Source organism: Bradyrhizobium iriomotense, from assembly GCF_018130765.1.
Classification (GTDB): domain Bacteria; phylum Pseudomonadota; class Alphaproteobacteria; order Rhizobiales; family Xanthobacteraceae; genus Bradyrhizobium; species Bradyrhizobium iriomotense_A.
This window is the reverse complement of sequence record NZ_JAFCJZ010000021.1, coordinates 147,984-160,045: the sequence shown is the minus strand read 5'-3', so window position 1 is coordinate 160,045 and position 12,062 is coordinate 147,984. Positions and strand designations below refer to the sequence as shown.

Here is a 12,062-nt window from a genome sequence, read left to right as displayed (position 1 = left end):
GCCGAGACCACGCAGAGCCTGTCGAGCCAGGTCGCCGGCGTCTCCGAGCAGGCTTCCTCCAACATGCAGTCGGTCGCGACCGCGACGGAAGAATTGTCGGCCTCAGTCGAGGAGATCGGCCGCCAGGTCCGCGACTCCAGCCGCATCGCAGAAAATGCCGTGGTGCAGGCCAGGGAAACCGACGGCCGCATCGGAAAACTCTCGCATGCCGCCCAGCAGATCGGCGAAGTGGTCAAGCTGATCACGGCGATCGCCGAGCAGACCAATTTGCTGGCGCTGAACGCCACCATCGAGGCGGCACGTGCCGGTGATGCCGGCCGCGGCTTTGCGGTGGTTGCGAGCGAAGTGAAGTCGCTGGCAAGCCAGACGGCCAAGGCCACCGATGAGATCTCCTCGCACATCGCGGGGATGCAGGGTGCAACGGCCGAGTCGGTTGCCGCGATCAAGGAGATCGGCGCCACCATCGGCCAGATTTCGTCGATCTCGACCTCGATCGCCAGCGCCGTCGAGCAGCAGGGCGCGGCGACGCAGGAGATCGCGCGCAGCGTCCAGACCGTGGCGCAAGGCACCCAGACCGCGGCCACCGATATCGGCCAGGTCAACCGCGGCGCCGCCGAGACCGGCTCGGCCTCGGAAGAGGTGCTGAACTCGGCCAAGACGCTGTCCAGCGAAAGCACCCGCCTCCGCGCCGAGCTCGACCGCTTCATGGGGAATATCAGGGCGGCGTAGGCCCCGCCGTTGCATCACCCTCGGCTGTCGTCCCGGACCAGCGCGCCCTAAGCGCGCGCCGATCCGGGACCCATAACCACAGGAAGTAATTGGAACGGCCGGTGCTAACTCCGAGTCTTCGCCAAACCACTCCCTGTGGCTATGGGTCCCGGATCTTCGCTGCGCTCGTCCGGGACGACAGTGGAGTATGGCGCTGTACCTAAGTGACAACATTTATAGCCGCGCCAGAAAGCCCGCCTTAACATTCCCCGCGACACCTAACCGCTAGTTGCGACGCCACAAATTTACCGTGGCTTATCCTTTGCCCATTACCGTGCGTACGAGTCGGGGAGCGGGCTGCTTCCGGGCTGCGCCTGGTTTTCCGCGAATGGAATGGGGTGGGGGAATGCCCGTCAAGTCGAAGCCGAACACATCGAAGCTGCTCACCTTGCGCTTTCGCGCAAAAATCATCCTCGGCTTCGTGGCGGTGCTGGCCATCCTCGCCGTCAGCATGGCTTTCGCCTATTTCGGCTTCGAGCGGATCCAGGGCGCTGTGGCCTCCTACCGCACCAGCGTGTCGGAAGCGGACCTCGCCCGGACCGTCGACCGCGAGCTGATCGCCTATCAGGGACTGGCGCGGGCCTATACGCTGACCGGCGCGAACGATGACGAGACCGCGGCCAAGGCGGCGGAAGAGAATCTGAAGGGTGCGATCGCCAAGTCCATGGCGGCCACGACCGGCGCTGCGCGCCGCGAGCAGGTCGGCAAGCTCGAGGCCGAGTTCCAGCGCTTCACCAAGGTATTCGGTGAGATCATTTCCCTGACGCGCGAGAACAACAAGATCGCGGCCGACGAGCTCAACAGCGTCGGCAACAAGATCCGCTTCAAGTTCGACGACCTCGCCGATACCGCGGCGCTCGCCGGCCTCGCCTCGGTCCAGACCACGGCCAAGGACGTCACCTCACAATATCTCGCGGTCTCCACCTCGGTCAGCGCCTTCGTCGCCAAGCCCGAGCCGAAGACCGCCGACGGCGTCATCGCCCGCATCAAGTTCCTGGAGACCCTGCTGGTCTCGATCTACGCCAACGACCAGAAGATCACCGACCGCGTCACCGAGATCGGCAATCTGCTGAAGCAGTACCGCACTTCTTTCTCGAAGCTGACCGAGAACGTGAAGGTGATCGTCAAGTCGAACGGCGAGATGACCAAGACGGCCGCGTCCATTCTCAAGCTTTCGGGCGAGCTGCGCTCGGACCTCACCGCCGACCAGCAGCGCATCGAGGCCAGTGCCAATGCCACGATCGGGGAGACCGAGCGGCTGATGCTGATGCTGGCGCTTGGCGGCCTTGCCATCGGCGCTGTGCTGGCCCTGATGCTCGGCAACGGAATCTCGCGGCCGATGATCGCGATGTGCAAGGCGATGCGCGAGCTTGCCTCGGGCAATTTCGACGTCGTGCTGCCCGGCCTCGGCCGTAAGGACGAGATCGGCGAGATGGCCGGCGCGGTCGAGGAATTCAAGGTTCAGGCCATCGCCAAGGCCGAGCGCGATGCGGCCGCCAGCGAAGTCCAGAACCGCGAGCAGGCCGCCAGCCGCCGCGCCGAGTTGATCCGCTTTGCCGACGATTTCGAGAGCGCGGTCGGCGCCATCGTCTCCAATGTCTCGGCCTCGGCCGTGCAGCTGGAATCGGCGGCCTCGACCCTGACCCGCACCGCCGAGACCACGCAGAGCCTGTCGAGCCAGGTCGCCGGCGTCTCCGAGCAGGCTTCCTCCAACATGCAGTCGGTCGCAACCGCAACCGAAGAGCTCTCGGCCTCGGTCGAGGAGATCGGCCGCCAGGTCCGCGACTCCAGCCGCATCGCAGAAAATGCCGTGGTGCAGGCCAGGGAAACCGACGGCCGCATCGGAAAACTCTCGCATGCCGCCCAGCAGATCGGCGAAGTGGTCAAGCTGATCACGGCGATCGCCGAGCAGACCAATTTGCTGGCGCTGAACGCCACCATCGAGGCGGCACGTGCCGGTGATGCCGGCCGCGGCTTTGCGGTGGTTGCGAGCGAAGTGAAGTCGCTGGCAAGCCAGACCGCGAAGGCGACCGACGAGATCTCCTCGCACATCGCGGGGATGCAGGGTGCAACGGCCGAGTCGGTTGCCGCGATCAAGGAGATCGGCGCCACCATCGGCCAGATCTCGTCGATCTCGACCTCGATCGCGAGCGCTGTCGAGCAGCAGGGCGCGGCTACGCAGGAGATCGCCCGCAGCGTCCAGACGGTCGCCCAGGGCACCCAGACCGCGGCCACCGACATCGGCCAGGTCAACCGCGGCGCCGCCGAGACCGGCTCGGCCTCGGAAGAGGTGCTGAATTCGGCCAAGACACTGTCCAGCGAAAGCACCCGCCTGCGCGCCGAGCTCGACCGCTTCATGGGGAATATCAGGGCGGCGTAAATTCGCCGCGCCTGAAGTCATCGCTGCTACTCCACACTCAGCTTGTCGTCCCGGACAAGCGCGCTATGAGCGCGCGCCGATCCGGGACCCATAACCACCGAATGGCGTGTTGCACGAACTGGCAACTCCGAATCTTCGCAAAACGATTGCTGCGGAGTATGGGTCCCGGATCTGCGCTCCGCTCCTGACAGCGCTTCGCGCTGCCATGTGCTCCGCTTGTCCGGGACGACAACGGAGATGGGAGCGCAGCCTGAATCTCACTCTCTCCCGAACGCCCGCTTCAGCTCCACCTTCGCGCGCTCCAGCCGCGAGCGCTGGGTCTTCGGCAGCGTCTTGCCGGCGCGGTTGATGTAGAAGGTCAGCATCGACAGCGCCGAGCGGTACGCGCCGGTCTTGCGGCGTGAGCTGTGCTCCGCCGAGCGCTTGAGTGACGCCGCGATCTTCTTCGCGCTGGCCAGCTTGAACACGCCTTGCATGAGATCGAGCGCGTCACTCTCCTTCGTCACACGCTGTGACCAGCGCTTCGGCGTCGCGCGTTTCGCGCTTCCGCGCATGCTGGTTTTCCCGCGCGCCGCTGTCTTGCGCGAATGTGTCGTCTTTCTGGCATGAGCCATGCGTCAACTCCTTGCGGCTCCATCGCAAACGGACGGCAAGTGGGACTGTTCCTGCGGGAACCTGGCACCGCTGCAGACGTTGTCGCAGGTGGCAGGCGACATGCCGCACCCCGATGATCGGGTCGCCCCGTCCACGTCACGTGAACCGGGGCTGCGTCCTTTGGTCAGATCCAACAACCCGATGGAATTGCAGCAAACCCCAGCGCTGAATTATGGACCTGCCGTCCCTGCGGCGGTCGTTGCTGGCGGCATCGTCGAGACCAGCATTCCCTCGCGTCTCGATGCGCTGCCGTGGAGCGGCTTTCACACGCGTGTCGTGCTGGCGCTTGGCATCACCTGGATCCTGGATGGTCTCGAGGTCACGCTGGCCGGCGCACTCTCCGGCGCGCTGAAGCAGAGTCCTTCGCTGCACTTCTCCAATCTCGATCTCGGTATCGCCAATTCCGCCTATCTCGCCGGCGCCGTGCTCGGCGCGCTCGGCTTCGGCTGGCTCACCGACCGCATCGGCCGCAAGAAGCTGTTCTTCATCACGCTCGCACTCTATCTCTCGGCGACTGCCGCGACCGCGTTGTCCTGGGACATCGCAAGCTACGCGCTGTTTCGCTTCCTCACCGGCGCCGGCATCGGCGGCGAATACACCGCGATCAATTCGACCATTCAGGAGCTGGTGCCGGCACGCTATCGCGGCTGGACCGATCTCGTCATCAACGGCAGCTTCTGGATCGGCGCCGCGATGGGTGCGGTGGCTGCCATCGTGCTGCTCGATCCCGCATTGATGGGCCCGGATCTCGGTTGGCGGCTCGCCTATCTCATCGGCGCGGCCATCGGCCTCGTCGTGCTCTTCATGCGGATGTGGATTCCGGAAAGCCCGCGCTGGCTGATGATCCACGGGCGGCCCGACCAGGCCCATGCCATTGTCGACGACATCGAGCGCTCGGTGATCGGGCATGACCAGGATGCGAGCGGCCGACGCTTCACAAAGATCCGGCTGAAGATGCGCGATCACACGCCGATCCGCGAGGTCGTGCACACGCTGTTTTCCGCCTATCGCCAGCGCGCGCTGGTCGGCCTCGTGCTGATGAGCGCGCAGGCGTTCTTCTACAACGCCATCTTCTTCACCTTTGCGCTGGTGCTGACCGATTTCTACGGCATCAGCGCCGATCATGTCGGCTGGTACCTGCTTCCCTTTGCCGCCGGCAATTTCCTCGGCCCGCTGCTGCTCGGCCGCCTGTTCGACACGCTCGGACGGCGCACCATGATCATGTTCACCTATGGCATCTCCGGGCTGCTGCTGGCGCTCTCGGGCTATCTGTTCACGATCGGCGCGCTCAGTGCGCAAGGACAGACCATCGCCTGGATGGTGATCTTCTTCTTTGCTTCGCCCGCCGCGAGCGCGGCCTATCTCACCGTCAGCGAGACCTTTCCGCTCGAGGTGCGCGCGCTGGCGATCGCGGTGTTCTATGCGGTCGGCACCGGCATCGGCGGCGTGATCGGGCCGGCATTGTTCGGCGCGCTGATCGATACGGGATCGCGCACCAGCGTGTTCGCCGGCTATCTGCTGGGGGCATTCCTGATGATCGCGGCTGCGATCGTGGCGTGGCGCTATGCCGTCTCCGCGGAACGAAAATCGCTCGAACAAATCGCGCGGCCGCTCGCCTTTATGGAGTAGACTGATGAAATCGGAACTTGCGGACATGGCATTGGACAAGAAGCGCACCATGTTTGACGACGATGCGCCCGACGTGGTGCCGGTGCCGCATGCGCTCGTCCCGCATCTCGACGAGACCGCGATCCTGCTCGATATCGACGGCACGCTGCTCGACCTGATGCCGACGCCGCGCGAGGTGTGGGTGCCGCCCGGCCTGTCGGAGACGCTCAGCCGGCTGACAGAGCGCACCTCCGGAGCGCTGGCGCTGGTCAGCGGCCGCTCGCTCAACGACATCGACCTGATCTTCGCGCCCGACGTCTTCCGCGCCGTCGCAGGTCACGGCGCGGAGATGCGGCTGGCGGTGGACAGTGAAGCGGACGCCGTGCACGCGCCGCCGCTGGACAAGGAGCTGAAGCGGCGGCTCGCCGCGATCGCCAAGCTTTCGCCCGGCATTCTGCTCGAGGACAAGGGCTATTCGCTGGCACTGCATTACCGCCTCGCGCCGCATGCGGAAAAGGCGATCTACGAATCCGTCTCGCTGATCCGCGCCGACCTGCCCAGCGCGCCCATTGAAGTGCTGCCGGGCAAGTTCGTCTGCGAGATCAAGCATTCCGGATTCACGAAGGCGAGCGGTGTGCGCGAATTGATGAAACATGAACCTTTCAAGGGGCGCCGCCCGCTGTTCATCGGCGACGACGTCACGGATGAGACGGTGTTCGCGATCATGCCCGACATGGACGGGCTCGCCTTCTCGGTCGGCCGCCGCGCCATGGGCGTGAACGGTCACTTCGATGCGCCCGCTGATGTGCGCATGTTCCTCGCGCGCCTGCTCGATCCGAGGTGAAACGAAGGCAGCGCCACGTCACCGACACAATGCCATTGGCACGCGCACCATTGCGCGGCGCAACGCATGCTGCGTAACAACCGCAAATGCTGTCTTTGCAGTGAAATTTCCGGGTTCCGCAGGCGAAACCTGTCCCAACGCGCATGCCCGATTTTGGTTTCAATCCGAAGAAATCATGACAGGAACCATATTGATGAACGGCAGTTAAACGGGGTGGAATGAACAGGAGGGGACGACCTGTGAACTTAGTCGTCGTTTCAAATCGCGTCGCCCGCGGCAAGCCCAATGAGCCCATGACGGGCGGCTTGGCTGCGGCATTGCTTCCGGTTGTCGAGCATTCAGGGGCCATCTGGGTGGGATCGTCGGGCCGCGTGCGTGACGGCCATCAGAAGGAACCGTTTGCCGAGATCGAGGCGCTGGGTTCGGGCGCGATCGCAACGCTGGATCTGCCGGCGGCGCATTACGGTGGCTATTACGAAGGTTTTGCCAATTCGGCGCTGTGGCCGGCGCTACATTCGCGCAGCGATCTGATCCGCGTCTCGCGCGAGGATTATGTCAGCTATCGCGAGGTCAACGCCTTCATGGCGCGCGCCTTGATGCGTTTCCGCAAAGCCCGCACCGCGTTCTGGGTGCAGGATTATCATTTCCTCGCGCTCGGCGCGGAGCTGCGCGAACTCGGCGTCGATGATCCGATCGGCTTCTTCCTGCACACACCCTGGCCGGTGACTGCGGTGATGCAGGGCGTGCCCAATCATCGCGAGCTGATCACGGCGATGCTGGCCTATGATCTTCTGGGCTTCCAGACCGAGGAGGACCGACAGAATTTTCTCGGCTATGTCGGCGGCGAGCTCGGCCTCACCATCGAGGACGGCGTTGCGCTTTCGCAGCATGGTCGCACGCGCTGCGAAGTCTTCCCCATCGGCATCGATGCGGAAAAATTCGCAGCCTATGCCGCCAAGTCGGCATCGCATCCCGACGTGTCGCGACTGCGCCGCAGCCTCAATGGCGAGCGGCTCGCAATCGGCGTCGACCGGCTCGACTATTCCAAGGGCCTCGTCAACCGCATCAGCGCGTTCGACCGGCTCTGGACCGAGCAGCCGCAGTTTTCGCGCAGCATCTCGCTGCTTCAGATCGCCAATCCCTCGCGCGGCGGGATCGAGGCCTATGGCAATCTCCAGAACGAGGTCGCGCGCCTCGTCACCGACGTTAACGGCCGCCACGGCGAAGTCGACTGGACACCGATCCGCTATCTGAACAAGGGTTTCAGCCAGGCTGTGCTCGCGGGCCTCTATCGCACCGCGCAGATCGGCGTGGTGACGCCGCTGCATGACGGCATGAACCTCGTCGCCAAGGAATATGTCGCAGCCCAAAATCCGTCCGATCCCGGCGTGCTGGTGCTGTCGAAATTTGCGGGCGCTGCCAACGAGCTCGAAACGGCGCTGCAGGTCAATCCGCACGACATCGACGGCATGGCGCGCGCGATCGCGATCGCGGCCGCGATGCCGCTGACCGAGCGCAAGATGCGCTGGGACGTGATGATGAAGAAGCTGCGCGGCCACACCATCCAGCAATGGTCCACCGATTTCGTCAGTGAACTGGAAAAGTGCCGTACGCAGAAGGCCGCCGTCGCCCCGCTCGCAGCCCAGCCGCCGCAAGCGCTGCGCTGGCTGAAGTCGGCGATATCAGGCGTGCGGTTGATTTAATCTTCAAGCAGCTTGCTCGATCTCACCCTCTCCCCTTGCGGGAGAGGGTGGCTCGCCGCGTCCGCGGCGAGACGGGTGAGGGGTCTCTCTCCGCGAGCCCATCTCCCGTTTGAATGTGTGGTGAGATACCCCTCATCCGGCGCTTCGCGCCACCTTCTCCCGCAAGGGGAGAAGGAAGAGGAAACCTCAATAACAATACGACACGCCCTCCAGGATCGCGCACTGCCGCTTGTTCGGCGCGTTGGGATCGTCCAGCGGCACCATGCCCTTGCCCTGGCCGACGAAGACACCGGGCCCGACATGCACCGAGCTCTTGTTGCCGATGATGACGCTCTGGTGCGGCGTCGAACTCGAGCGCGTCCCGTCCGGCCAGAGGATGGCATCGCCCGACAGCACCCCGCGCCGCCCGTCGTCGCAGCTGACATCCACGCCTTGCCGGGTGCAGACCTGCTGTGCCAGCGCCGGCACGGCAAAGGCGGAGCTGAGGGCCGAAATCAGGCCCAGCGCGGCGATGGTCTTGCGGATGGTCATGGCGTCCCCGGTCATGTTTGGTGGCCTCAGGTGAATCGTCGCGCCAAACCCGCCTCCGGTTCAGCTAGCGGGCGGTTCCGCAGGGCCCGTCGATGCCAGATATTATTGTTTAAATACAACATCTTATGGAAAATTCACCCGATTTTCCCGCGATCCCTTGCAAAATCACCGGCGCCCCTTCAAGAGAGGGCGCTCCGGAGAGATGGCCGAGTGGCTTAAGGCGCACGCTTGGAAAGCGTGTGTGCGGGAAACCGTACCGTGGGTTCGAATCCCACTCTCTCCGCCATGAGCCTCACCCCACCAATTTCCACGTCCCATCCCCGGCGCGCTTCAGCGCGGGATCGTTCACCCTCACATGCTCCGCGAGAAAATCGATGAACGCGCGCACGCGCGCGGGGAGCGGCGCGGTGTGGCCGACATAGACGGCGTGGATGTCTTCGCGGTCGCCAGGATTGTAGTTTTGGAGAACCGGCACGAGGCGGCCTGCCTCGATGTCGGGGCCGATGTGGAAGAGGGCGAGGCGGGCTAGTCCCACGCCGCCGAGGCAGAGGCGCCGGGCGGCTTCGCCGTCGCTGGCGCGGGCGATCGGCGGCGGCACGGCTTCCTCGGTGTGATCGCCGCGTCGGAATGGCCAGCCGCCGCGGATGCGCGGAAAGGTCCAGCCGATGCCGCGGTGATCGGCGAGATCGGCCGGTGTCTTCGGTGTGCTGAAGCGGGCGAGATAATTCGGCGCGCCGACCACGACCATGCGACTGGTGCCGAGTTTGCGCGCGATTAGGCGCGACGTCTTCAGAGGTCCGACACGGATGGCGACGTCGGCACGCTCCTGCATCAGGTCGATCAGCGTATCGGTCAGCACGAGGTCGAGCGTGATTTCGGGATGCTGTTCGAGGAAGCGCGGGATCAGCGGCATCATGTGCAGCATGCCGAAGGGGATGTTGCTGTTGACCGTGAGGCGGCCGCGCGGCGCGGCGCCCGAGGCCGCCTCGCGCTCGGCTTCCTCCATCTCGCTGAGGATACGCACGGCGCGGTCGTAAAAGGCCTGGCCCTCCTCGGTCAGCGTGAGCTTGCGCGTGGTGCGGTTGATCAGCCGCGAGCCGAGCCGCGCCTCCAGCCGCGAGATCAGCTTGCTCACGCCCGACGGCGTCAGCCGCAGTTTTCGCGCGGCCGGGGTGAAGCCGGCGAGGTCGACGACGCGGACGAAGACCTCCATCTCGGCGGAGCGGTTGGTGTCGAAACGGGCCATGTTGAATTCACGTCACAAATGATTGGATTGTGGACATTCTAATGGTTTTGCCGCGGTGCAGCTATCTGCGTGGCTCGTCTCATCCATTGGAGCAACGCATGCCTCCCGCCGTCCTCGCGCTCACCGCCGGTGCCTTCGGTATCGGCACCACCGAATTCATCATCATGGGCCTCTTGCTCCAGGTCGCCGCCGACATGCATGTCTCCGTGCCGGTCGCGGGTCTGCTCATCTCCGGCTATGCGCTTGGCGTCTTCGTCGGCGCGCCGGTGCTGACCTTGGCCACGCGACGGCTGCCGCGCAAAACCGTGCTGCTGGCGCTGATGGCGATCTTCACGCTCGGCAATGCCGCCTGCGCGTTGGCGCCCACTTACGAATTGCTGATGGCGGCGCGCGTGCTGACCTCGCTTGCCCACGGCACGTTCTTCGGCGTCGGCTCGGTCGTGGCCACCAGCCTCGTCGCCGAGGACAAGCGCGCCTCGGCGATTGCGACCATGTTCATCGGCCTCACGGTCGCCACGCTGCTGGGCGTGCCCTTCGGCGCCTGGTTCGGCCTGATGCTCGGCTGGCGCGCGGCGTTCTGGGCGGTGACCGTCATCGGCGTGATTGCGTTCGCGGTGGTCGCGATGCTCGTGCCCGGACATGTCGGCAACGGCGACAAGCCGATCTCGCTCGCTGAAGAGGTCGCGGTGCTCGGCCGTCCGCAGGTGCTGCTCGGCCTTGCCATGACCGTGTTCGGCTTTGCCGGCCTGTTCGTCGTCTTCACCTATATCCAGCCGATCCTGACGCGCTTCACCGGCTTTCCGGAAACGGCCGTGTCGCCGATCCTGCTGGTGTTCGGCGTCGGGCTTGCGGTCGGCAATGTCGCGGGCGGCAAGCTCGCCGACCGTGGCCTCGCGCGCGCCCTGATCGGCACGCTCGCTGCGCTCGCCATCGTGCTGCTCGGCCTTGCCGCGGTGTTGTCGGTCAAGATCCCCGCGGTCGTGCTGATCCTGCTGCTGGGCATCGCCGCCTTCGCAACCGTCGCGCCGCTCCAGCTTCGCGTGCTGGAAGCCGCTGGCCCCAGCGGCCGCACGCTCGCCTCCAGCCTCAACATCGCCGCGTTCAATCTCGGCAACGCGCTGGGGGCATGGGCCGGCGGCGTCGCCATCGATCGCGGGCTCGGCCTTTCCGCACTGCCGCTGGTCGCAGCCGGCATCACCGCGATCGGTCTCGTGCTGGCGCTGTGGAGTCTTCAGCTCGATCGCACGGCGGCCGCAGTTGCGGCGTGCCCGGCGGAATAGGAGAGCGATCATGCAATACCGCAATCTCGGGGCATCCGGGCTCAAGGTCCCCGTCCTCAGCTTCGGCACCGGCACGTTCGGCGGCCAGGGCCCGCTGTTTTCCGCCTGGGGCCGCAGCGGCATCGATGAGGCCCGCAGGCTGGTCGACATCTGCCTCGATGCCGGCGTCAATTTGTTCGACAGCGCCGACGTCTATTCGAACGGCGCCTCCGAGGAGATCCTCGGTGCTGCGATCAAGGGCCGCCGCGACAAGGTGCTGATCTCGACCAAGATGAGCCTGCCGATGGGCGAGGGCCCGCTCGATGCGGGCTCGTCGCGGCAGCGGCTGCTGGCCTCGGTCGATGCGGCGCTGCGCCGGCTTGGCACTGACCACATCGACCTGCTTCAGCTCCACGCTTTCGACGCGTTCACGCCGATCGAGGAGGTGCTGTCGACACTCGATGCGCTCGTACGTGCCGGCAAGCTGCGCTATGTCGGCGTCTCGAATTTCGCTGGCTGGCAGCTGATGAAGTCGCTCGCTATTGCAGACCGGCATGGCTGGCCGCGCTATGTCGCGCACCAGGTCTATTACTCGCTGCTCGGCCGCGACTATGAATGGGAGCTGATGCCGCTTGCGCGCGACCAGGGCGTCGGCGCACTGGTCTGGAGCCCGCTGGGCTGGGGCCGACTCACGGGAAAGATCCGGCGCGGCCAGCCGCTGCCGGAAGCGAGCCGCCTGCACGCCACCGCACAGTTCGGCCCGCCCGTGGACGATGCGCGCCTTTACGCCGTCGTGGACGTATTGGACGCGATTGCTGCGGAGACCGGCCGCACCGTGCCGCAGGTCGCGATCGCCTGGTTGCTGTCGCGCCCCACGGTCTCCTCCGTGATCATCGGTGCCCGCGACGAGGTGCAGCTGCGCGACAATCTCGGCGCCGTCGGCTGGTCGCTGAGCGCGGATCAGATCAAGCGTCTCGACGAGGTCAGCGCGGTGATGCCCGCCTATCCCTACTACCCCTACCGCATCCAGGAGGGTTTTGCGCGGCTCAATCCGCCGCTGGTGTGAGGG

The 12,062-nt window shown here is 65.4% G+C and carries 10 protein-coding genes and 1 tRNA gene; 8 read left to right on the top strand and 3 right to left on the bottom strand.

Going from position 1 to position 12,062, the window contains the following annotated elements; genetic code table 11:
- Both JQ635_RS30055 and JQ635_RS30050 read left to right on the top strand, forming a co-directional pair.
- A partial coding sequence (locus JQ635_RS30055; protein ID WP_246583853.1) for a methyl-accepting chemotaxis protein occupies window positions 1-729 on the top strand: 729 nt, incomplete at its 5' end.
- 385 nt (window positions 730-1,114) lie between these two features.
- Window positions 1,115-3,148 (top strand): methyl-accepting chemotaxis protein, encoded by a 2,034-nt coding sequence (locus JQ635_RS30050; RefSeq protein WP_211413415.1) that lies wholly within the window; start codon window positions 1,115-1,117, stop codon window positions 3,146-3,148.
- Between the two features lie 257 nt (window positions 3,149-3,405).
- Here JQ635_RS30050 and JQ635_RS30045 read toward each other — a convergent pair whose 3' ends face one another.
- Complete coding sequence (locus JQ635_RS30045; protein ID WP_211413414.1) at window positions 3,406-3,762, bottom strand: DUF3175 domain-containing protein; 357 nt, start codon at window positions 3,760-3,762, stop codon at window positions 3,406-3,408.
- Between the two features lie 181 nt (window positions 3,763-3,943).
- Between JQ635_RS30045 and JQ635_RS30040 the strand changes: the two genes are divergently transcribed.
- The 3 genes from JQ635_RS30040 (at window position 3,944) to JQ635_RS30030 (ending at window position 7,957) form a co-directional block, all read left to right on the top strand.
- Window positions 3,944-5,431 (top strand): MFS transporter, encoded by a 1,488-nt coding sequence (locus JQ635_RS30040; RefSeq protein ID WP_211413413.1) that lies wholly within the window; start codon window positions 3,944-3,946, stop codon window positions 5,429-5,431.
- Between the two features lie 4 nt (window positions 5,432-5,435).
- Entirely contained in the window at window positions 5,436-6,254 is an 819-nt protein-coding gene (gene otsB / locus JQ635_RS30035) for a trehalose-phosphatase (protein WP_211413412.1), read from the top strand.
- A 239-nt stretch (window positions 6,255-6,493) separates the two neighbouring features.
- Complete coding sequence (locus JQ635_RS30030) at window positions 6,494-7,957, top strand: trehalose-6-phosphate synthase (RefSeq protein WP_211413411.1); 1,464 nt, start codon at window positions 6,494-6,496, stop codon at window positions 7,955-7,957.
- Window positions 7,958-8,143: 186 nt separating this feature from the next.
- Here the strand turns inward: JQ635_RS30030 and JQ635_RS30025 are convergent, their stop codons facing one another.
- Window positions 8,144-8,488 (bottom strand): hypothetical protein, encoded by a 345-nt coding sequence (locus JQ635_RS30025; RefSeq protein WP_211413423.1) that lies wholly within the window; start codon window positions 8,486-8,488, stop codon window positions 8,144-8,146.
- Between the two features lie 196 nt (window positions 8,489-8,684).
- Between JQ635_RS30025 and JQ635_RS30020 the strand changes: the two genes are divergently transcribed.
- Window positions 8,685-8,774 (top strand) — tRNA-Ser (locus JQ635_RS30020).
- A 6-nt stretch (window positions 8,775-8,780) separates the two neighbouring features.
- On the opposite strand, the gene JQ635_RS30015 is transcribed toward JQ635_RS30020, so the two are convergent.
- Complete coding sequence (locus tag JQ635_RS30015; protein WP_211413410.1) at window positions 8,781-9,734, bottom strand: LysR family transcriptional regulator; 954 nt, start codon at window positions 9,732-9,734, stop codon at window positions 8,781-8,783.
- 98 nt (window positions 9,735-9,832) lie between these two features.
- On the opposite strand from JQ635_RS30015, the gene JQ635_RS30010 reads away from it, so the two are divergent.
- Both JQ635_RS30010 and JQ635_RS30005 read left to right on the top strand, forming a co-directional pair.
- Window positions 9,833-11,014, top strand: a complete 1,182-nt coding sequence (locus JQ635_RS30010) for an MFS transporter (protein ID WP_211413409.1) — start codon at window positions 9,833-9,835, stop codon at window positions 11,012-11,014.
- A 10-nt stretch (window positions 11,015-11,024) separates the two neighbouring features.
- Window positions 11,025-12,059 (top strand): aldo/keto reductase, encoded by a 1,035-nt coding sequence (locus JQ635_RS30005; RefSeq protein ID WP_211413408.1) that lies wholly within the window; start codon window positions 11,025-11,027, stop codon window positions 12,057-12,059.
- Window positions 12,060-12,062 lie beyond the last annotated feature (3 nt).

Coding starts and splice junctions, on each gene's coding strand:
- JQ635_RS30010 (WP_211413409.1), top strand. CDS start 9,833: ATGCCTCCCGCCGTCCTCGCGCTCACCGCCGGTGCCTTCGGTATCGGC.
- JQ635_RS30005 (WP_211413408.1), top strand. CDS start 11,025: ATGCAATACCGCAATCTCGGGGCATCCGGGCTCAAGGTCCCCGTCCTC.
- JQ635_RS30015 (WP_211413410.1), bottom strand. CDS start 9,734: ATGGCCCGTTTCGACACCAACCGCTCCGCCGAGATGGAGGTCTTCGTC.
- JQ635_RS30050 (WP_211413415.1), top strand. CDS start 1,115: ATGCCCGTCAAGTCGAAGCCGAACACATCGAAGCTGCTCACCTTGCGC.
- otsB (WP_211413412.1), top strand. CDS start 5,436: ATGAAATCGGAACTTGCGGACATGGCATTGGACAAGAAGCGCACCATG.
- JQ635_RS30025 (WP_211413423.1), bottom strand. CDS start 8,488: ATGACCATCCGCAAGACCATCGCCGCGCTGGGCCTGATTTCGGCCCTC.
- JQ635_RS30040 (WP_211413413.1), top strand. CDS start 3,944: ATGGAATTGCAGCAAACCCCAGCGCTGAATTATGGACCTGCCGTCCCT.
- JQ635_RS30045 (WP_211413414.1), bottom strand. CDS start 3,762: ATGGCTCATGCCAGAAAGACGACACATTCGCGCAAGACAGCGGCGCGC.